The sequence below is a fragment of the Amycolatopsis sp. WQ 127309 genome, assembly GCF_023023025.1.
In the GTDB taxonomy this organism is placed as follows: domain Bacteria; phylum Actinomycetota; class Actinomycetes; order Mycobacteriales; family Pseudonocardiaceae; genus Amycolatopsis.
On record NZ_CP095481.1, the window covers coordinates 5955190 to 5978654 of the forward strand.

Consider the following 23465-nt stretch of genomic DNA (forward strand, 5'->3'; position numbering starts at 1 on the left):
ACCGCCTGTTCGTCCTCTTTGGTCGCGCTGCACTGGGCGCTTCAGGCGCTGCGCAACGGTGAATGCACCATGGCGCTCGCCGGTGGTGTGACGGTCATGGCGACGCCGAACGCGTTCATCGAGTTCTCACGCCAGCGCGGCCTCGCCGCCGACGGCCGGTGCAAGGCGTTCTCCGCGTACGCCGACGGCACGGGCTGGGCCGAAGGTGCGGGCATGATCCTGCTGGAGCGCCTCTCCGACGCCCAGCGCAACGGGCACCCGGTACTGGCGGTCGTGCGCGGTAGCGCGATCAACCAGGACGGCGCGTCCAACGGCCTGACCGCACCGAACGGCCCGTCGCAGCAACGCGTGATCCGGCAGGCCCTGGCCAACGCGGGTCTCGCACCGTCCGATGTGGACGCCGTCGAGGCGCACGGTACCGGGACGTCGCTCGGCGACCCGATCGAGGCGCAGGCGCTGCTCGCGACCTACGGTGCCGAGCGCACCGGCGACCCGCTGTGGCTCGGCTCGCTGAAGTCGAACATCGGCCACAGCCAGGCGGCCGCGGGCGTCGGTGGCGTGATCAAGATGGTCATGGCGCTGCGCAGCGGCGAACTGCCCAAGACGCTGCACGCCGACGAGCCGTCGCCGCACGTCGACTGGGCCTCGGGTGCGGTCGAGCTGCTGACCGAGGCGCGGGCCTGGCCGGTGACCGGACGGGCGCGCCGCGCGGCGGTGTCGTCCTTCGGGTTCAGCGGCACCAACGCCCACGCGATCATCGAGCAGGCGCCGGAACCCGCACCGAAGCCGCAGGTCCCGGCGCCGGCGGTGGTCCCGCTGGTGCTGTCGGCGAAGTCGCCGGCCGCGCTGACCGAGCAGGCCACGCGACTGCGTGAACACCTGGCGGCCGGGTTCGAACCGGCGGACGTCGCGGCCTCGCTGCACGTCCGCACCCGGTTCGAGCACCGTGCGGTGATCACCGGCGCCAGCGCTGACGACCTGCTGACCGGCCTGTCGACGGCCGAGGCCGTCAAAGCCGGGACGGGCGGGACGGCGTTCCTGTTCACCGGCCAGGGCAGCCAGCGGCTCGGCATGGGCCGCGAGCTGTACGGGACCTATCCGGCGTTCGCGGCGGCCTTCGACGCGATCGCCGCCGAACTGGATCTCGACGGGCACATCGACCGGACGCAGTACACCCAGGCGACGCTGTTCGCCCTGGAAGTCGCGCTGTTCCGGCTCTACGAGTCGTGGGGCCTGCGCCCGGACGTCCTGGTCGGCCACTCGATCGGCGAGCTGGCGGCCGCGCACGTCGCGGGCGTGCTGTCGCTGGCCGACGCCGTGACGCTGGTGTCGGCCCGCGGCCGGCTCATGCAGGCGCTGCCGGAAGGCGGCGCGATGCTGGCGATCCAGGCCACCGAGGCCGAGATCTCGCCACACCTCTCGGACGCGGTGAGCATCGCCGCGCTCAACGGCCCGGACTCGACGGTGATTTCCGGTACCGAGAAGGCCGTGCGGGCGATCGCCCGGAAGTTCAAGGGACGCAAGACCAAGCGGCTCAAGGTGAGCCACGCGTTCCACTCGCCGCTGATGGACCCGATGCTCGAGGAGTTCCGCGATATCGCGGAGTCCCTGTCTTACGGTCAGACGGTTATCCCGATCGTCTCGAACGTCACCGGTGAGCTGGTGACCGAGTTCGACGCGGACTACTGGGTGCGCCACGTCCGGGAGGCCGTGCGCTTCCTCGACGGCGTCCGCACGGCTGCGGCGCAAGGTGTCACGACGTTCGTCGAGCTGGGCCCGGACGGCGTGCTGTCCGCGCTCGGCCAGGAGATCGTCCCCGAGGCGACCTTCGTCCCGGCTCTGCGCAAGGGCCGGCCGGAGGCGCTGACCGCGGTCACCGCGCTCGGGACCGCCCACGCCCATGGCGCCGACGTCGACTGGACCGCCGTCCTCGGCGGCGCCGGGCAGCACGTCGACCTGCCGACCTACGCCTTCCAGCGCGACCTGTACTGGCCGAAGCCGGGCACCCGGACCGGGGACCTGACCGCGGCCGGCCTCGGCGCGGCGGACCACCCGCTGCTGGGCGCGGCCGTCGCCCGCGCCGACGACGGCGGGTTCCTGCTCACCGGCCGGCTCTCGCTCAGGACCCACCCGTGGCTGGCCGAGCACACCGTGCGCGACGTCGTCGTGCTGCCCGGAACGGCCTTCGCCGACCTCGCGCTGCACGCCGGCGAACCGGCCGGCTGCGACCGCGTCGAGGAACTGGTCCTGGAAGCACCGCTGGTCGTCCCGGCCGACGGCGTCGTCGTCCAGGTCTCGCTCGGTGCCGAAGACGAGTCGGGCCACCGTTCGCTCGTCGTGCACTCCCGCACCGGCGACGCTCCCTGGGTGCGCCACGCCACCGGTGAACTGGCGCCCGGCGCGATCGCCGCGACGCCGTTCGCGGCCGAGTGGCCGCCGTCCGGTGCCGAACCGGTCGACGTCTCCGCACTCTACGAAGGCCTGCTGGCCGGTGGGCTCGGTTACGGCCCGGTCTTCCAGGGCCTGACCACGGCTTGGCGACGGGACGGCGAGGTGTTCGCCGAGGTCACACTGCCGGACGACACCGACATCACCGGATTCGGCCTGCACCCGGCGCTGTTCGACGCGGCCCTGCACGGGGTCGGGCTCGGCGCGTTCGTCGAGGACACCGGCACGGCGCGGCTGCCGTTCAGCTGGTCCGGCATCACGCTGCACGCCACCGGCGCCCGCACGCTGCGGGTCCGCCTGGCGACCGCGGGCACCGACGCGGTGTCCGTGCACGTCGCCGACACCGCCGGCGAGCCGGTGCTGTCGGTCGAATCCCTTTCCCTGCGCACGGTTTCGGGCGTTCCGGTCGACGACGTCATCCGCCAGTCGCTGTACACAGTGGACTGGACGGCCGTCGCTGTGCCGGCCGAGTCCGACCCGGACACCCCGGTTCTGCTGGTGCCGCAGGGTGAGACGCCGGACGAGGTCCGCGCCGCGATCCACCTCGTGCTCGACGCGCTCCAGCGACAGTCCGATCCGGACGGCCGGCTGGCCGTCGTCACCCGCGGCGCGACCGCGGTGCTGGACGGTGACAACCCGGACCTCGCCGGCGCCGCCGTGTGGGGTCTGGTCCGCGCGGCCCAGGCCGAGCAGCCCGGCCGGTTCACGCTGATCGACCTCGACGCGGCCGCCGACCTGGCCGAACTGCCGGGGATCCTCACCTCCGGCGAACCGCAACTCGCCGTCCGCGGCGGAGCCGTGCTCGCGCCCCGGCTGGCGCGGGCCGCGGTCGCGGACCACGAGCCCGCGACGTTCGACGGAACGGTGCTGGTCACCGGCGCGACGGGCGCGCTCGGCGCGGTCTTCGCCCGCCGGCTCGCCGAACGCGGCGCGCGGCACCTGCTGCTGGTCAGCCGGTCCGCCACCGCCGACATCCTCTCCGACCTGACCGCGGAGCTGACCGAACTCGGTACGGACGTGACCGTCGCGGCCTGCGACGTCGCGGACCGGGACGCCCTGGCCGCACTGCTGGCCGAGCACCCGGTGACCGGCGTGGTGCACGCGGCCGGCGTCCTCGACGACGGCGTGCTGGCGTCGCTCACCCCCGAGCGCGTCGACGCCGTGCTGCGGCCGAAGGTCGACGCCGCGTGGAACCTCCACGAGCTGGCAGGTGACGCGTCCCTGTTCGTGCTGTTCTCCTCGGCTTCCGGGGTGTTCGGCGGCGCGGGCCAGGGCAGCTACTCGGCCGCGAACGCCTACCTGGACGCGCTGGCGCACCGCCGGCACGCCGCCGGGCAGGCCGCGACCTCACTCGCGTGGGGCCTCTGGGCCGGTGACGACAGCATGGCCGCTGACCTGGCCGACGCCGACCTGCGGCGGATGTCCGCCGCCGGCATCGGCGCACTGTCCACCGAGGACGGTCTGACACTGTTCGACGCGGCACTGTCCACAGGGGACGCCGTGCTGGTGCCGGTGCGGCTGGACCTGGCCGCGGTCCGAGCCCGGGGCGCCGTACCGTCGCTGCTGCGGGGGCTGGTGCCCGCGTCGAAGCGACGGGCGGCGGTCTCGACCGTCACCGCGTCGCTGGAGCAACGCCTCGGTGCCCTCGACACGGCCGAGCGCGAACGGGCGCTCGTCAACCTGGTCCGCACCGAGGTCGCGCTGGTGCTGGCGTTCGCCTCGACGGACGCGGTCGGCGCGGCCCGGACGTTCACCGAGCTCGGCTTCGACTCGCTGACCGCGATCGAGCTGCGCAACAAGCTGCACACCGCGACCGGCCTGCGGCTGCCCGCCACGCTGATCTTCGACTACCCGACCCCGGACGCCCTGGCCGCCTACCTCGCGGGCGAACTGTTCGGAGTGGACGGTCCGGCCGAGGTCAACACCGTGCTGGCCGTCGACGAGCCGATCGCCATCGTCGCGATGAGCTGCCGGTTCCCCGGCGGCGTCACGACCCCGGAAGAGCTGTGGGACCTGGTCGCCGGGGGCGTGGACGGCATGACGCCGTTCCCCGCCGACCGCGGCTGGGACGTCGAAGGGCTGTACCACCCGGACCCCGACCACATCGGCACGAGCTACGCCCGCGAGGGCGGGTTCCTGCGCGACGCGGCGAACTTCGACCCGGAGTTCTTCGGCATCTCGCCGCGTGAAGCGGTGACGATGGACCCACAGCACCGGTTGCTGCTGGAGACGTCCTGGGAGGCCATCGAACGCGCCGGCATCGCGCCGGAAGCGTTGCGCGGCAGCCGGACCGGCGTCTTCGCCGGGATCATGTACCACGACTACGCCAACCTCCTGGAAGCCGCGCCGGAGGACTACGTCGGCCACCTCGGCACCGGCAACGCGGGCAGCGTCGCCTCCGGCCGCGTGTCCTACACCTTCGGGCTCGAAGGCCCGGCGGTGACCATCGACACCGCGTGTTCGTCGTCGCTGGTCGCCCTGCACTGGGCGGTCCAGGCGCTGCGCCACGGCGAGTGCACGATGGCTCTCGCGGGTGGTGCCACGGTGATGGCGACGCCGGGCGCGTTCCTGGAGTTCTCGCGCCAGCGCGGACTTTCGGCCGACGGCCGCTGCAAGGCGTTCTCCGCCGACGCCGACGGCACGGGCTGGTCCGAGGGCGCGGGCATGATCCTGCTGGAGCGTCTCTCCGACGCTCAGCGCAACGGTCACCCGGTGCTGGCGGTCGTGCGCGGCAGCGCGATCAACCAGGACGGCGCGTCCAACGGACTCACCGCGCCGAACGGCCCGTCGCAGCAACGCGTGATCCGTCAGGCTCTCGCCGACGCCGGTTTGTCCACTTCGGACATCGACGCGGTCGAGGCGCACGGCACCGGGACGTCACTCGGCGACCCGATCGAGGCACAGGCGCTGCTGGCGACCTACGGCGTCGAGCGTGCGGGTGACCCGCTGTGGCTGGGCTCGTTGAAGTCCAACGTCGGACACTCGCAGGCCGCGGCCGGTGTCGGCGGCGTGATCAAGATGGTGCAGGCGCTGCGCAACGGCGTCCTGCCCAAGACGCTGCACGTCACCGAGCCGTCGCCGCACGTCGACTGGGCCTCCGGCGCGGTCGAGCTGCTGACCGAGACGCGGGACTGGCCGGACACCGGCCGGACCCGCCGGGCGGGCGTGTCGTCGTTCGGTTTCAGCGGCACCAACGCCCACGTGATCATCGAGCAGGCCCCGGAAAGCACGTCGCTGACGGTCGAGACCCCGGTCGTCACCCCGCTGGTCTTCTCGGCGCGGACGCCGGAAGCCTTGCGGGAACAGGCCGAACGTCTGCGCACGGCGCTGACCACAGTGGACGTTGCCGAGCTGGGTTCGGCGCTCGTCACCCGGCGCTCGCTGTTCGAGCACCGCGCGGTCGTCCTCGACCCGGCCGGTCTGGAAGGGCTCTCCGGTGCCGTCACCGGTGAAGCCACTGACGGCGGTACGGCCTTCCTCTTCACCGGCCAAGGCAGCCAGCGGGCCGGCATGGGCCGCGAGCTGTACCGGGCGTTCCCGGTGTTCGCCGCGGCGTTCGACGCGGTGCGCGCCGAGTTCGACTTCGACCTCGACGGCGGTGACCTCGACCAGACGCAGTACGCCCAGGCGAACCTGTTCGCACTGGAAGTGGCGTTGTTCCGGCTCTTCGAGAGCTTCGGCGTCACCCCCGGCTCGCTGGCCGGGCACTCGATCGGCGAGCTGGCCGCCGCCCACGCGGCCGGGGTGTTCTCGCTGGCCGACGCGGTGCGGCTGGTCTCCGCCCGTGGCCGCCTCATGCAGGCGCTCCCGGCCGGCGGGGTGATGGTCGCGATCCAGGCGACCGAGGACGAGATCACGCCACACTTGTCGGACCGGGTGTCGATCGCGGCGCTCAACGGTGACGAGTCCACTGTGGTCTCCGGCGACGAGGACGCGGTGCTGGCCATCGCGGCGCAGTTCCAGGACCGCAAGACCAAGCGGCTCACGGTGAGCCACGCGTTCCACTCGCCCCACATGGACGCGATGCTGGACGACTTCCGCGCCGTCGCCGAAACGGTGACCTACCACGAGCCGCACATCCCGCTCGTCACCACCTGCGGGACGGCCGAGCCGACGACGCCGGACTACTGGGTCGGCCAGGTCCGCAACGCCGTCCGGTTCACCGACGCGATCCGGACCCTGGAAGCCGCCGGTGTCACGACGTTCGTCGAGCTGGGCCCGGACGGCGTGCTGACCGCGCTCGGCCGCGAGCTCCTGCCGGACGCGACCTTCGCGCCCGCGCTGCGCAAGGGCCGTCCCGAGCCGGACACCCTGGTCACGGCGCTGGCCGAGGCCCACGTCCACGGCACGACCGTCGACTGGACGGCCCTGTACCCGGTGGCCGCGCGGGTCGACCTGCCAACCTACCCGTTCCAGCGCGTGCGCTACTGGCCGCGGCCGGGCAACACCACGGGCGACGCCACCGGTCTCGGCCTGGGCGCGGCGGAACACCCGCTGCTCGGCGCGGCGGTCAGCCGCGCCGACGGTGACGGGTTCCTGCTCACCGGCCGGCTGTCCACGCAGACTCACCCGTGGCTCGCCGAGCACGCGGTGGCCGGCGCGATCCTCGTGCCGGGCACGGCGTTCGTCGAGCTCGCGGTGCGCGCGGCCGACCTCGCCGGATGCCGCCAGGTCGAGGAGCTGACCATCGAGGCCCCGCTGGTGCTCCCCGAGCGCGGCGCGGTGCAGATCCAGGTGTGGGTCGGCGTGGCGGACGCGGCCGGGCGCCGCGAGCTGACGCTGTACTCGCGGGCCGAGGACGCGGCCGACCTGCCGTGGACCCGCAACGCCGGTGGCCTCATCGCCACCGACGCCCCAGCGATCCCGGAGACGCTCTCCGAATGGCCGCCCGCCGCGCGGCCGGTCGACGTCGGCACGCGGTACGACGACCTGGCCGCCGCCGGCTTCGGCTACGGTCCGGCGTTCCAGGGCCTGACCGCGGCCTGGCAGCGTGACGGCGAAGTGTTCGCCGAGGTCAGCCTGCCCGAGGACGTCGAGGTGGCCGGTTTCGGTGTGCACCCGGCGCTGCTCGACGCGGCCCTGCACGCGGTCGGTCTCGGCGATCTGCTCGACGACGACCGGGCGCGCCTGCCGTTCTCGTGGGCGGGTGTCGGCCTGCACGCCGAAGGGGCCCGCACGCTGCGGGTCCGGCTGGCGAAGGCGGGTCCGGAAGCGGTTTCCCTGACCGCCGCCGACGAGTCCGGCGCGATCGTGGTGTCGGCCGAGTCGCTGGTGCTGCGCCCGATGGCGGTGGAGGACCTCGCGAAGCGGCCCGAATCGCTGTTCCGGATCAACCAGGTGGAAGTCCCCGGTGGACAGTCCACAGCGGACTGGGAGGTGTACGAGCAGACCGGCACCGGTGACACACCGGACGACGTCCGCGCGGCCACCCACCGCGTCCTGGCCGTTCTGCAGGACTGGCTGACCAAGCCGGAAGACGCCCGGCTCGCGATCGTCACGCGGGGCGACAGCCTCGCCGCGGCCGCCGTCCACGGCCTGGTCCGCTCGGCCCGCACCGAGCACCCGGACCGGTTCGCGCTGGTCAGCCTGGACGATCTCGCTGGGCCTGAAGACCTGCGGGCCGCGCTGACTTCGGGTGAACCCGAGGTGACGGTCCGCGACGGCAAGCTGTACGCGCCGCGGCTGGCGCGGGCGACGGTGTCCGCGCCGGCGTTCACCACCGACGGCACGGTCCTGCTCACCGGCGGCACCGGCGCGCTCGGCGCCGCCGTGGCCGACTACCTGGTCACCGAGTGCGATGTCCGACGGCTAGTGCTGACCAGCCGCCGTGGCCCGGCCGCCCCGGGTGCCGCGGAACTGCGGGACACCCTGGTCACCGCCGGTGCCGAGGTCGACATCGTCGCTTGCGACGCGGCCGACCGCGACGCCCTGGCCGCGCTGCTGGCCGGGATCACCGACCTCAAGGCCGTGGTGCACGCGGCCGGCGTCCTCGACGACGGCGTGCTGTCGTCGCTGACGCCCGAGCGTCTCGACGCGGTGCTGCGGCCGAAGGTCGACGCCGCGTGGAACCTCCACGAGCTGACCTCGGACCTCGACGCGTTCGTGCTGTTCTCCTCCGCGGCCGGTGTGTTCGGCGGCGCGGGGCAGGGCAACTACGCCGCCGCAAACGCTTTCCTCGACGCCCTGGCCACCCAGCGCCGAGCGGCCGGGCTGCCCGCGACGTCGCTCGCCTGGGGCCTCTGGGCGACCGGCACGAGCATGGCCGGGCACCTCGGCGACACGGACCTGGACCGGCTCGCCGGCGCGGGTGTCGCCGCTCTGTCCACCGAGGACGGTCTCGCGCTGTTCGGCGCCGGACTGTCCGGAGAGGACGCCGTCCTGGTGCCGATCCGGCTGGACCTCGCCGCCGTGCGGGCGTCCGGCCAGGTGCCGCCGTTGCTGCGCGGCCTGGTCACCGCCCCGCTCCGGCGGACCGCCGTCGCCGTCACCGGTTCGCGGCTGAGCCAGGACGGAATCCTCGACCTGGTCCGCGACGAGGTCGCGACGGTGCTCGGGTTCGCCTCGGCCGCCGCCGTCGGCGCGACCAGGGCGTTCACCGAACTCGGTTTCGACTCGCTGACCGCGATCGAGCTGCGCAACCGGCTCAACGCGGCCACCGGGCTGCGGCTGCCCGCGACGCTGATCTTCGACCACCCGACGCCGTCGGCGCTGGCCGAGGAGATCGCCGGACGCCTGTTCGGCGTCGAAGAGCAGGCCGTCGTGGAGGTGTCCACAAGGGACGACGAGCCGATCGCCATCGTGGCGATGAGCTGCCGGTTCCCGGGCGGTATCACCAGTCCCGAGCAGCTGTGGGCGCTGGTCGAGTCCGAACAGGACGCGATCGGCCCGATGCCCGCGGACCGCGGCTGGGACCTGGACGCGCTGTACGACCCCGACTCCACGCGGCCGGGCACGAGCTACACCCGCCACGGCGGATTCCTGCGCGACGTCACCGAGTTCGACCCCGAGTTCTTCGGGATCAGCCCGCGTGAGGCCCTCGCCATGGACCCGCAGCAGCGAATGCTGCTGGAGACGTCGTGGGAGGTCTTCGAACGGGCCGGCATCGACCCGGATGCCGTGCGCGGCAGCCGGACCGGCGTGTTCGCCGGCCTGATGTACCACGACTACGTCAGCCTCCTCGAGCGGTCGAAGGACGACGTCGCCGGGCACCTCGGCACCGGCAACTCCGGCAGCGTCGTTACCGGACGGCTGTCGTACCACTTCGGACTCGAGGGCCCGGCGGTCACTGTGGACACCGCGTGCTCGTCTTCGCTGGTGGCGCTGCACCTCGCGGCGCAAGCCCTGCGCAACGGCGAGTGCACGATGGCCCTGGCCGGCGGCGTCACGGTGATGTCGACGCCCGCCGCGTTCATCGAGTTCAGCAAACAGCGCGGGCTTTCGCCGGACGGCCGCTGCAAGGCGTTCTCCGCGGACGCCGACGGCACCGGCTGGGCCGAAGGCGCCGGCATGATCCTGCTGGAGCGGCTGTCCGACGCCCAGCGCAACGGGCACCCCGTGCTCGCCGTCGTGCGCGGCACCGCGATCAACCAGGACGGTGCGTCCAACGGCTTGACCGCGCCGAACGGCCCGTCGCAGCAACGCGTGATCCGTCAGGCGCTGGCCGATGCCGGTCTGTCCACCTCGGACGTCGACGTCGTCGAGGCGCACGGCACCGGGACGTCACTGGGTGATCCGATCGAGGCGCAGGCGCTGCTGGCGACCTACGGTGCCGAGCGCACCGGTGACCCGCTGTGGCTCGGCTCGCTGAAGTCGAACCTCGGCCACAGCCAGGCCGCGGCCGGTGTCGGCGGCATCATCAAGATGGTCATGGCGATGCGGCACGGCACGCTGCCGAAGACGCTGCACGTCTCCGAGCCGTCGGGGCACATCGACTGGACCGCGGGCGCGGTGGAACTGCTCACCGAGGCCCGGCCCTGGCCGTCGGTGGATCGGCCGCGCCGCGCGGCGGTGTCGTCGTTCGGGTTCAGCGGGACGAACGCGCACACGATCATCGAGCAGGCACCGGCGTCCGCCGAGGTCGCCGCGGGCGAAGACGTCCTGGCTCCGCTGGTGCTCTCGGCGAAGACCGCCGACGGCGTCCGCGCCCAGGCGGGTCGTCTGCTGGAACTGTTCGAGGTGGACCCTCCGCGCATGACCGACGTGGCAGTTTCGCTGATTCAGTGCCGCCACCGGATGGAGCACCGCAGCGTCCTGCTCGCGCGGGACGCCGACGAGGCCCGCACGGGTCTCGCTGCGCTGGCCGCGGGGGAGCCCGCCAACGCCGTGCACGGCCTGGCGGGCACCGGGAAGGTCGCGTTCGTCTTCCCCGGCCAGGGTTCGCAGTGGCCGCGGATGGCCGTCGAGCTGCTGGACACCTCGCCGGTCTTCGCCGCGCGGATGGCCGACTGCGCCGAGGCGCTGGCGCCGTTCGTCGACTGGTCGCTGCTCGACGTCCTGCGTGCGGCGGAACCGCTGGAACGCGTGGACGTCGTCCAGCCCGCGCTGTGGGCGATGATGGTCTCGCTGGCCGCGGTCTGGCGCCACCACGGCGTCGAGCCGGCCGCGGTGGTCGGCCACTCGCAGGGCGAGATCGCCGCGGCGGTCGTCGCGGGTGCACTGTCCCTTGAGGACGGTGCACTGGTGGTGGCTTTGCGCAGCAAGGCGATCCTTGCATTGGCCGGGCGCGGCGGCATGGTCTCCGTGCCGCTCCCGCCGGAGGAGGTCGCCGCTTCGCTTGAGCCGTGGGGCGACCGGATCTCGATCGCCGTCGTCAACGGGCCGCGGGCGACCGTGGTCTCGGGCGACGCCGACGCCCTGGACGAGTTCCTCGCCCGCTGCGAGGAGCAGGAGATCCGGGCCAAGCGGATCCCGGTGGACTACGCGTCCCACTCGGCGCACGTCGCGTCGCTGGAAGCGGAACTCCTGGACGTGCTCGCCCCGGTGCGCCCGTGCCCGGCGGAGATCCCGTTCTACTCCACGGTGACGGGCTCACTGATCGATTCCGGCCTCGACGCCGGTTACTGGTACCGGAACCTGCGCCAGACGGTGCGGTTCACCGACGCGATCGAGGCCATGGCCGGCCACGACGTGTTCGTCGAGGTCAGCCCGCACCCGGTGGTCGCCACCGGCCTGCAGGACATCCTCGAGGACGCGGGTGTAGCCGCGACGGTCACCGGCACCCTGCGCCGAGACCAGGGCGGCTTCACCCGGGTACTCACCTCGCTCGCGCAGGCCCACACGGGCGGCGCGCGGGTGGCGTGGGACACCGTGTTCAGCGGAGGCCGGCGGATCGATCTGCCGACCTACGCCTTCCAGCGCAGCCGCTTCTGGCCCGAACTGGTCGACACGGTCGCCACGGGCGACGGATTCGCCGACAGCACCTTCTGGGACGCCGTCGACAGCGACGACCCGGCCGCCGTCGCGGCCGCGTTGGAGATCGACGGCACCGACGAGGAGACACTGCGGGCCGCACTGCCCGTGTTGTCGACTTGGCGACGCAACCGCCGCGATAAGTCCACTGTGGACAAGTGGCGGTACCGGATCGCCTGGACTGCCCTGGACTTCGAGGCCGCGAACCTGGACGGCGACTGGCTGGTGCCGGTCCCGGTCGGCGCACACGCCGAGATCGAGGCGGTCACCGCGCTGCTGACCGCGCATGGAGCGCGGCCGCACGTGGTCCCGGTCGAACCGGGCACCTCGGCCGAGGAACTGGCGGCGCTGTTGGCCGACCACGGTGCTCGGCCGGGCACCCCGGCTGCCTTGGGTGGGCTGGTCGCTGACAGCAGTTCGGAGGGCGATGCGGTCACCTCGGCCGCCGACGGTGCCGAGTCAGGCGCCGGTGTTGAGCCGCTGCAGTTCCGCGGTGTCCTGTCCCTGCTGGCGCTCGACGAGCGCCCCGACCCCGAACACCCCGTCGTCCCCGCCGGGCTCGCCCTGACCGCCGCACTGATCCGGGCGCTGGACAGCGTCGCGGCTCCGCTGTGGCTCGCCACCCGTGGCGCTGTCTCCGCAGGCCGGTCCGATCGGCTGACCTCGGCCGTCCAGGCGCAGGTCTGGGGGCTCGGCCGGGTCGCCGGACTGGAGCACCCCGAACGCTGGGGTGGCCTGCTCGACCTGCCGGAAGACCTCGACTCGCGGGCCTCGGCCCGCGTGGTTGCGGTGCTCGCCGGCAACAGCGACGAGGATCAGCTGGCGGTGCGCCCGTCCGGCGTCTTCGCCCGCCGTCTGGTGCGCGCCCCGCTGGCCGAACGGCCGGCGATCACCGGCTGGACTCCGCGTGGCACGGTGCTCGTCACCGGCGGCACCGGTGCGGTCGGCGCGCAGATCGCGCGCTGGCTGGCCCGGCACGGCGCCGAGCACCTGGTGCTCACCAGCCGTCGCGGTCTCGACTCGCCCGGCGCACAAGAGCTGGTCGAGGAGCTGACCGGGCTCGGCGCCCAGGTCACCGTTGACCCGTGCGACGTCGCCGACTTCGAATCGGTGCGACGCCTCACCGCCGAGCACCGGTTCACGGCGGTGCTGCACGCCGCAGGTGTCGGGGTTTCGCCGCCGTTGGCCGAAACCGGTCCCGCAGACCTCGCGGTCAACGCGGCCGCCAAGGTCGCGGGCGCGGTCAACCTGGACCGGGCGCTCGCGGACACCGAGCTGGACGCCTTTGTGCTCTTCTCCTCCAACGCCGGGGTCTGGGGCGGCGGTGGCCAGGGCGCATACGCCGCGGCCAACGCCTTCCTCGATGCCTTCGCCGAACAGCGCCGCGCTCGCGGTGCCCGGGCCACCTCGGTGGCGTGGGGCGCGTGGGCCGAGGGCGGTATGGCCGAAGGCGAGGCCGGTGAGCAGATGCGCCGGCGCGGGCTGCGGCCGATGGCGCCGGAGCTGGCGATCTCGGTGCTGCAGCAGGCCCTCGATGCGGACGAGACGTTCCTCGCGGTGGCCGACGTGGACTGGGCGAAGTTCGCACCCGCCTTCACGGCGCTGCGAGCCCGGCCGCTGATCGCCGAACTGCCCGAAGTGTCTGCTTTGGACACGGAAGAAACCGGCACAAAGATCCACAGCGGACTGGCCGGACGGCTCGCCGAACTGCCCGCGGCCGAACGCAAGCGTGTGCTGCTCGACCTGGTCCGCGGCGAGGCGGCCGCGGTGCTCGGGCACACCGGCACCGACGCCGTCCCGCCCGCCCGGGCGTTCCGCGAGCTCGGCTTCGACTCGGTGACGGCGGTCGAGGTCCGCACCCGGCTGGTCACGGCCACCGGCCTCAAGCTGCCCGCGACCCTCGTGTTCGACTACCCGACCCCGCTCGACCTGACCACGTTCCTGCTGGGCGAGCTGCTCGGCGCCGAGCCGGACACCACCACGACCGCGGTCGTCACCACCGGGTCCGACGAACCGATCGCGATCGTCGCGATGGGCTGCCGGTTCCCCGGCGGCGTCCGTTCGCCCGAAGACCTCTGGCGGCTGGTCGCGGCCGGTGACGACGCGATCGGGCCGTTCCCGGCCGACCGCGGCTGGGACCTGGACTCGCTGTACCACCCGGACCCGGAGCACGCGGGCACGACCTACACCAAGGAGGGCGGTTTCCTCCACGACGCAGGCGAGTTCGACCCCGGCCTGTTCGGGATCAGCCCGCGCGAGGCCCTCGCCATGGACCCGCAGCAGCGGCTGCTGCTGGAGACGTCGTGGGAGGTCTTCGAGCGCGCCGGCATCGACGTGCGGACCCTGCGCGGCACCCGCACCGGGGTGTTCCTCGGCGCGGCGGCCTCCGGGTACGGCGCGGGCGCCGGTGAGCTGCCCGACGGCGTCGAGGGCCACATGCTGACCGGCAACGTCGGCAGTGTCCTTTCCGGACGGCTGGCCTACTCCTACGGGCTCGAAGGTTCGGCGGTCACGCTCGACACCGCGTGCTCGTCGTCGCTGGTCGCGCTGCACTGGGCGGCGCAGGCCCTGCGGTCGGGTGAATGCTCGATGGCGCTGGCCGGCGGCGTCGCGGTGATGGCCGACCCGGGCGGGTTCGTCGAGTTCGCCCGGCAGCGCGGCCTGGCCGCCGACGGCCGGTGCAAGCCCTTCGCCGAGGCGGCGGACGGCACCGGCTGGTCCGAAGGCGTCGGCCTGCTCCTGCTGGAGCGGCTGTCGGACGCCCGGCGCCACGGCCACCAGGTCCTGGCGGTCGTGCGAGGCTCCGCAGTGAACTCCGACGGCGCGTCCAACGGCCTCAGCGCCCCCAACGGTCCCGCGCAGCAGAAGGTGATCCGCCAGGCGTTGGCCAACGCCGGTCTGTCCACATCGGACGTCGACGTCGTGGAGGCGCACGGCACGGGCACCCGGCTCGGCGACCCGATCGAGGCGCAGGCGCTGCTGGCGACCTACGGCCGTGACCGGTCCGAGCCGCTGTGGCTCGGTTCGCTGAAGTCCAACATCGGGCACACGCAGTCCGCGGCCGGTGTCGCGGGCGTGATCAAGATGGTCCAGGCCATGCGGCACGGGGTGCTGCCGGCCAGCCTGCACGTCGACGAGCCGTCGACGCAGGTCGACTGGACGGCGGGTGCGGTCGAGCTGCTCACCGCGGCCCGCCCGTGGCCGGAGACCGGTGCGCCGCGCCGGGCCGGGGTGTCCGCGTTCGGCGTCTCCGGCACCAACGCGCACGCGATCATCGAGGCCGTTCCCGTCGAGGAACCGGCCGACGTGGTCGAGTCGCCGCTGCCGGTGCCGATCGTCCTTTCCGGACGGACGGCCGCCGCGCTGCGGGCCCAGGCGGCTTCGCTGGCTGCGTCGGACACGCCGGACCTGGACGCCTTCGGGTACGCCCTGGCCACGACCCGGTCCGCGCTCGACCACCGCGCGGCCCTGCTGGCCACCGATCACGACGACCTGCGGACGGCACTGACCGCGCTGGCCGAGGACGGCACGGCACCCGGCGTACTGAGCGGGGTCGCCCGCGACCGCGGGCAGCTGGCCTTCCTCTTCACCGGCCAGGGCAGCCAGCGGACCGGCATGGGCCGCGAGCTGTACGACGCGTTCCCGGTCTTCGCCGACGCGCTGGACGCGGTATGCGCCGAGTTCGACGCGCACCTCGACCGTCCGTTGCGGACGGTCCTGTTCGAGGACGGCGAGCCGCTGGACCGCACCGCTTACACCCAGGCGGCCCTGTTCGCCCTGGAAGTGGCGTTGTTCCGGCTCTTCGAGCACTTCGGGTTCCAGCCGGACTTCCTGGCCGGGCACTCGATCGGCGAGCTGGCCGCGGCGCACGTCGCCGAGGTGCTCTCGCTCGCGGACGCGGTGACGCTCGTCGCCGCACGCGGACGGCTCATGCAGGCGCTGCCGGAAGGCGGCGCGATGGTCGCGATCCGGGCGACCGAGGACGAAGTCACGCCACACCTGTCGGCCGCGGTGACCATCGCCGTGCTGAACAGCCCGGACTCGACGGTCGTCTCCGGTGAGGAGGACGCCGTCCTCGCGGTCGCCGAACGGTTCAAGGACCGCAAGACCAAGCGGCTCACGGTCAGTCATGCCTTCCACTCGCAGCTGATGGATCCGATGCTGGACGAGTTCCGCGGTATCGCGGACTCGCTGTCTTACGGCAAGTCGGTCATCCCGATCGTCTCGAACGTCACGGGTGAGCTGATCACCGAGTTCACCGCGGACTACTGGGTGCGGCACGTGCGCGAGACGGTGCGGTTCGCCGACGGCGTCCGGACGCTCGCCGCGAGCGGTGTCTCGGTGTTCGTCGAGCTGGGACCGGACGGCGTGCTGTCGGCCATGGGCCAGGCGTGCGCCGAAGGCGAGTTCGTCCCGGCCGTGCGGGCCGGCCGGGCCGAGCCCGACGCGGTGCTGACCGCGGTGCTCGGCGCGCACGTCCACGGCGTCGAGCCGGACTGGGCCGCGGTGTTCGGCACCGCCGCCCGGCGCCGGGTCGACCTGCCGACCTACCCGTTCCAGCGGCAGCGCTTCTGGCTCCGGACCAGTGCGGGCGGTGACGTCACGGCCGCCGGTCTCGGCGCCACCCGGCACCCGCTGCTGCGCGCGGCGGTGGCGCGGGCCGACGGGGACGGGTTCCTGCTCACCGGGCGCCTGTCCACGCAGCTCCTGGGCGGCGCGGCACCGGGCTCGGTGTTCGCCGAACTGGTCTCGCGGGCCGCGGACGAGGCGGGGTGCGGGCTGGTCGAACGGCTGTCCGTCGACGCGCCGCTCGTGCTCCCCGAGCGCGGGGCGCTCCAGCTGCAGGTGTGGGTCGGCGAGCCAGACGGCTCCGGCCGCCGGGACGTGACCGTCCACTCGCGACCGGAAGACGGCGGCGCGTGGACAAGGCACGCCGAGGGCATGCTCGCGGTCGTACTGCCGAAGATTCCCGAGTGGACGGACGAGGACGTCGTCGAGGTGTCGCTGCCGGAAGGCGTCGAGCCCGGACGGTTCGGCCTGCACCCGGCGCTGCTCGACGCGGCGTTCGGCGGGCTGTCGCCGGTCGCCCTGTCGGGGTTCGCGCTGCACGCGTCGGGGGCCCGTGATCTGCGGGTCCGCCTGACGGACCTGGGTGACGACACGGTTGCGCTGCACGCGGTCGACGCGGAGGGCACGGCCGTGGTCACCGCCGACGCGGTGACGCTGCGGCCGGCGGAGTCCGTGAAGACCGTCGACTCGCTGTTCCGGATCGACTGGGTGCCCGTCCAAGCGGGCCCGATCGGTGAGGCGAAGGAGGTCTACCGGGTGCCCGCCGGGGAGTCGCCGGAGGACGTCCACCGGATCGTCGGTGACGTGCTCGCGAAGCTGCAGACCGGCGAGAACCTGGTCGTCGTGACACGGGGTGCGGCGGGACCGGACGCCGGCGCCGATCTCGCGGGTGCCGCGGTCTGGGGCCTGGTGCGTTCGGCGCAGTCCGAACAGCCCGGCCGGTTCGTCCTGGTCGACACCGATGACCCCGACGCGGTGGCCGCGGCCGTCGCCACCGGCGAACCGCAGGTCGTCGTCCGGGCCGGGGAGACGTTCGCACCGCGACTGGTGCGAGCGACCGTCCCCGAAGAGGCGAAGACGCTCGGCGAAGGCACGGTCCTGATCACCGGCGGCACCGGCGCACTGGGCGCCGAGCTGGCGAAACACCTGGTCGCGACCCAGGGCGTGCGCAAGCTGGTCCTCACCAGCCGCCGCGGCCCCGACGCACCGGGTGCGGCCGAACTGGCCGAGGAGCTGGTCGCCGCGGGTGCCGAGGTGGACGTCGTGGCCTGCGACGTCGCCGACCGCGCCGCGGCGGCGGCCCTGCTCGACGGGATCGCCGACCTCGCCGCCGTGGTGCACACCGCGGGCGTCCTCGACGACGGCGTGCTGGCGTCCCTGACGCCCGAGCGCGTCGCCACCGTGCTGCGGCCCAAGGTGGACGCGGCCTGGCACCTGCACGAGCTGACCGCCGACCGGGAGCTGACGGCGTTCGTCGTCTTCTCCTCGGCCGCCGGGGTGCTCGGCGGCGCCGGGCAGGCGAGCTACGCGGCGGCGAATGTGTTCCTCGACGCGCTGATGCAGCGCCGCCGGAACACCGGGCGGCCCGGGACGTCGCTGGCCTGGGGCATGTGGTCCGGCGCCGGCAGCATGGCGGCCCGGCTCACCGCCGCGGACCTGCGGCGGATGACCGAAGCCGGGATCGGGGCCCTGTCCGTCGCGGACGGCATGGCCCTGTTCGACACGGCGGTGTCCACAAGCGACGCCGTGCTCGTGCCGATCAAGCTGGATCTGCCGGCCCTGCGGGCGAGCATCACGGGTGACGTGCCGCCGATGCTGCGCGGCCTGGTCACCGTGCCGCGTCGCCGGGCAGAAGTGTCCACAGTAGACCGTGAGGAGCGGCGCGACACCCGGGCTCTGCTCGACCTCGTGCGCGCCGAAGTGGCGGCCGTGCTCGGCTACCGGTCGGCCGCCGAGGTCGAACCGGACCTGCCGTTCCGCGAGCTGGGCTTCGACTCGTTGACCGCGGTCGAGCTGGCCAAGCGCGTCGGCGCGGCGACCGGGCAGACGCTGCCCTCGACGCTGGTGTTCGACTACCCGACGCCGGCCGTGCTCGCCGCGCACCTGCGCGGCGACGAAGCGGACGACGTCATCGCCCCCGCGGCGACCGACGACGACCCGATCGCCATCGTGGCGATGAGCTGCCGCTTCCCCGGCGGCGTCACGACGCCGGAAGAACTGTGGCAGCTCGTGTCAGAAGGCACGGACGCGATCACGCCGTTCCCGACGGACCGCGGCTGGGACCTGGCCGCGCTCTACAACCCGGACCCCGACCACAGCGGCACGTGCTACATCCGCGAAGGCGGCTTCCTCGCCGGTGCGGGGGAGTTCGACCCGGCGTTCTTCGGGATCAGCCCGCGAGAAGCCCTCGCCATGGACCCGCAGCAGCGCCTGCTGCTCGAGATCACCTGGGAGGCGTTCGAGCGGGCCGGGATCGACCCGCGGTCGGTCCGCGGCAGCCGGACCGGCGTGTTCGCCGGCACCAGCGGCCAGGACTACGGCACGCTGCTCGCCGGCACCGAGGAAGCCGAGGGCTACCTGGCCACCGGCACCGCGGCGAGCGTCGTCTCCGGCCGGCTGTCCTACACCTTCGGGCTCGAAGGCCCGGCGGTCACGATCGACACGGCCTGCTCGTCGTCGCTGGTGGCCCTGCACCTCGCGGCGCAGGCGCTGCGGGCCGGTGAGTGCTCGCTGGCGCTGGCGGGCGGCGTGATCGTCACGTCGACGCCGGGCGTGTTCGTCGAGTTCTCGCGGCAACGCGGGCTCGCGATGAACGGCCGCTGCAAGTCCTTCGCCGAGGCCGCCGACGGCACCGGCTGGGGTGAGGGCGCCGGAATGCTCGTGCTGGAAAGGCTTTCCGACGCTCAGCGCAACGGCCACCCGGTGCTCGCGGTGGTTCGCGGCAGCGCGGTCAACCAGGACGGCGCGTCCAACGGCCTGACCGCGCCGAACGGTCCCTCGCAGCAGCGGGTGATCCGCCAGGCCCTGTCCGCGGCCGGACTGGTTGCTTCGGACGTCGACGCCGTCGAGGCACACGGCACCGGCACGAAGCTGGGCGACCCGATCGAGGCGCAGGCGCTGCTGGCCACCTACGGCCAGGATCGCGAGACGCCGTTGCTGCTGGGCTCGCTGAAGTCCAACATCGGGCACACGCAGGCGGCCGCCGGCGTGGCCGGGGTGATGAAGATGGTGCTGGCCATGCAGCACGGCACGCTCCCGAAGACGCTGCACGTCGACTCGCCGTCGTCCCAGGTGGACTGGACGGCGGGGGCGATCGAGCTGCTGACCGAGCCGCGCGCGTGGCCGGAGACCGGCCGTCCGCGCCGGGCCGGCGTCTCCTCGTTCGGCGTGAGCGGCACCAACGCGCACGTCGTGATCGAGCAGGCTCCGGAACCCATGGCCCTGCCGGACGTGCAGGGCCCGGCCGTGGTCCCGATCGTGCTTTCCGGCCACGACGCCGCCGCGCTCGCCGCACAGGCGTCGAGGCTGCGTGAGCACGACGGCGAACCGGCGGAGCTGGCCTACGCGCTGGCCACCACCCGGTCCATCTTCGAGCACCGCGCCGTGGTGCTCGCGAGTGATCGCGACGAACTGCTCGCCGGGCTGGACGCGGTCGCGTCCGGCGGCCCGGCGGCGGGCGTCACGAGCGGGACGGCCCGGCCGGGTGGCCTGGCGTTCGCCTTCTCCGGGCAGGGCAGCCAGCGGGCCGGCATGGGCCGCGAGCTGTACGAGACGTACCCGGTGTTCGCCGCGGCGCTCGACGAGATCTGCGCCGCGTTCGACTCCCGGCTGGACAGTCCACTGCGGACGGTCATGGTCACCGAGAACGACCTGCTCGACCGCACGGTGTACACCCAGCCCGCGCTGTTCGCCCTGGAGGTGGCGCTCTTCCGGCTGCTGGAGAGCTGGGACGTCCGGCCGGACGTCCTGGTCGGCCACTCGATCGGCGAGCTGGCCGCGGCGCACGTCGCCGGGGTGCTCACCCTGGCCGACGCCGTCGAGCTGGTCGCCGCGCGCGGCCGGTTGATGCAGGAGCTGCCCTCGGGTGGTGCGATGGTCGCGGTCCAGGCGTCCGAGGAAGAGGTCCTGCCGCTGCTGGCGGGATTCGAGGACGTCGCCGGGATCGCGGCGGTCAACGGCCCGGCCGCGGTGGTCATCGCCGGCGACGAGGAGCCGGTGGCCGAGGTCGCGGCGCGGCTCGCCGCGCTGGGGCGCAAGACGAAGCGGCTGACCGTCAGCCACGCGTTCCACTCGCCGCGGATGGAGCCGATGCTGGCCGAGTTCGCCGCGATCGCGCAGGGGCTGGAGTACCACGAGCCGACGGTGCCGTTGGTGTCCACCTTGACCGGTGCGCCGGTCACGGCGGACGAGTTCCGCACAGCGGACTACTGGGTGCGGCACGTCCGCGCGGCGGTCCGGTTCGCCGACGGCATCCGCGCGGTGTTCGCCGCCGGGGTGTCCACTGTGGTCGAACTCGGCCCGGACGGGGTGCTGACGGCGATGGCGCAGGACTGCGCCGCGGTCGACGGCGGCACACCCGTGGTGGTGCCGGCGCTGCGGCGCGGCCGCCCCGAGGCGGAAGCCCTGCTCACCGCGGTGGCCGCGGCCCACGTCAACGGCGTCGCCGTGGACTGGGCGGCGCTGTTCACGCCGGGCCGGGTGGTCGCGCTGCCGACGTACCCGTTCCAGCGCGAGCGCTACTGGCCGGAGCCGGTGGCCGCACCCGCGCCGCGGGACGCCGCCGAGGACCGGTTCTGGGCGGCCGTCGAGCGCGAGGACGTCGACGAGCTGGCCGGGACGCTCCCGGCGGGCGTCGACCGCGAGTCGCTCGGCACGCTCCTGCCGGTGCTGTCCGGCTGGCGGCGCCAACGCCGTGAACTGTCCACACTGGACGACTGGCGGTACCGGGTGTCGTGGACCGCGACACCGGAACCGGAGACGCCGTTGTTCACCGGCGGCTGGCTGGTCGTGCTGCCCGAGACCGAAGCCGCGTGGTGCGGCCAGGTCGTCGAGGCGCTGCGGGCCCAGGGCGCCGAGGTGCGCACGGTGCGCGGCACCGCGAACCTCGTCGAGGACGGCCTCCCGCTGGCCGGGGTGCTTTCGCTGCTGGCCGTGGACACCCGGCCGCACGCGGAACACGGCATGGTCGCCACCGGCGTCGCGGGCACCCTGGAGCTGATCCAGGCGCTCGGCACAGCAGGGATCAACGCTCCCTTGTGGACGATCACGCGGGACGCGGTGTACGGCGACCACGTCGACATCGCCGGCGCCGAGGTCTGGGGCCTGGGCCGGGTCGCGGGCCTGGAACACCCGGACCGCTGGGGTGGCCTGATCGACCTGCCCGCGGTGCTCGACGACCGCGTCGCCGGACTCCTGGCGGGCGTGCTCGCCGGGGACGGCGCGGAGGACCAGCTCGCGGTGCGGGCCGACGGGGTCTTCGCCCGGCGGCTGGCGCGGGCGCCGTTGCCCACGACGTCGTCGCAGCCCTGGCAGCCGCGTGGCACGGTGCTGGTCACCGGCGGGACGGGCGGTCTCGGTGCCCGGATGGCGCGGTGGCTGGCTGAGCACGGCGCCGAGCACCTGGTGCTGGTCAGCCGGCGCGGCCCGGCCGCGCCGGGGGCCGAGGAGCTGCGGGCCGAGCTGGTCGCGACCGGTGTCGAGGTCACCGTCGCCGCCTGCGACGTCGGGGACCGGGACGCGCTGGCCGCGCTGGTCAGCGGGCTGGACTCCCCGGTGCGCGCGGTCGTGCACGCCGCGGGCGTCAGCCAGGGCACGCCGATCGCGGCGAGCAGCGTCGCGGAGTTCGCCGCCGTGGTGGACGCCAAGGTGACCGGCGCGCTCGCGCTGGACGAGCTGTTCGGCGAGCTGGACGCGTTCGTGCTGTTCTCGTCGGTCGCGGCGACCTGGGGTGGCAGCGGCCAGTCCGGGTACGCGGCGGCGAACGCGGCCCTCGACGCCCTGGCCCAGCGGCGGCGCGCGGCCGGGCTGGCCGCGACGTCGATCGCGTGGGGCCCGTGGGGCGGCGGCGGCATGGCGGCCGAGGGGGAGCACGAGGAGCAGCTGCGTCGCCGCGGCCTCCCCGCGCTCGACCCGAACCTGGCCGTCGCGGCGCTGACCCAGGCCGTCGACCACGGCGAGGCGGTGGTCACGGTGGCCGACGTCGACTGGGCGAAGTTCGCGCCCGGCTTCACCGCGCTGCGGCCGAACGCGTTCATCGCGGACCTGCCGGAGGTGCGGGCGGTCCTCGAGGCCGAGGTTGTCGAGGAGGCGGACACCGGCGACGAGCTGCGCGGCAAGCTCGCGGAGCTGGACGAGGCCGGGCGGCGGCGGACGCTGCTGGAGCTGGTCCGCACCGACGTCGCGCTGGTGCTCGGGCACCGGGGCACGGCGGCGGTCGCGCCGGACCGGGCGTTCACCGAGCTGGGCTTCGACTCGCTGACGGCGGTCGAGCTCCGCAACCGGCTGACCGCCGGGACCGGGCTGAAGCTGGCCGCGTCGCTGGTGTTCGACTACCCGACCCCGCAGGACCTGGCCGCGCACCTGGGCCGCGAGCTGGGCGGCGAGGACGGCGTCGCGTCGGTGTTCGGCGAGCTGGACCGGCTGGAGGCCGTGCTGTCGGCGGCCGCCACGGACGAGCTGACCCGCGCCAAGGTCAAGGTCCGCGTCCAGGCCCTGCTGGCCAAGTGGGAGAACGAGGAGGCCGTGGACAGCCCGGCGGGCGTCTTCGACGGCGCGTCCGACGAAGAGCTCTTCGAGTTCATCAACAAGGACCTCGGTCGCTCCTGACCCTCCCGCAGGTCCGTGAAGGCCTCCTTACCGGCTCTTAGCGCCGGTAAGGAGGCCTTCACGGCTTTCGGCTCCCGGCGCGGCGTCCCGGGGCTTTTCCGCAGGTCGGAGCCGGGTTCGCCTAGGGGCGTAGGGGGTCGCTAAGGGTTGTCGCGGGAGTCCGCGGATTCATAGGTTTCCCTGGCACCGGTTCGTCGGGGCAGCGCTGTGACCAC

At 73.7% G+C, this 23465-nt stretch carries 1 protein-coding gene (running past one end of the window); it reads left to right on the top strand.

The window, feature by feature from the left end:
• On the top strand, nucleotides 1-23250 hold the 3' portion of the coding sequence (locus MUY22_RS27905) for a type I polyketide synthase (RefSeq protein ID WP_371827691.1). Its footprint begins 23991 nt before the window's first position; only the last 23250 of its 47241 coding nucleotides appear in the window; its start codon lies off the left edge, out of view; it ends in the stop codon at nucleotides 23248-23250.
• Nucleotides 23251-23465: the final 215 nt, after the last annotated feature.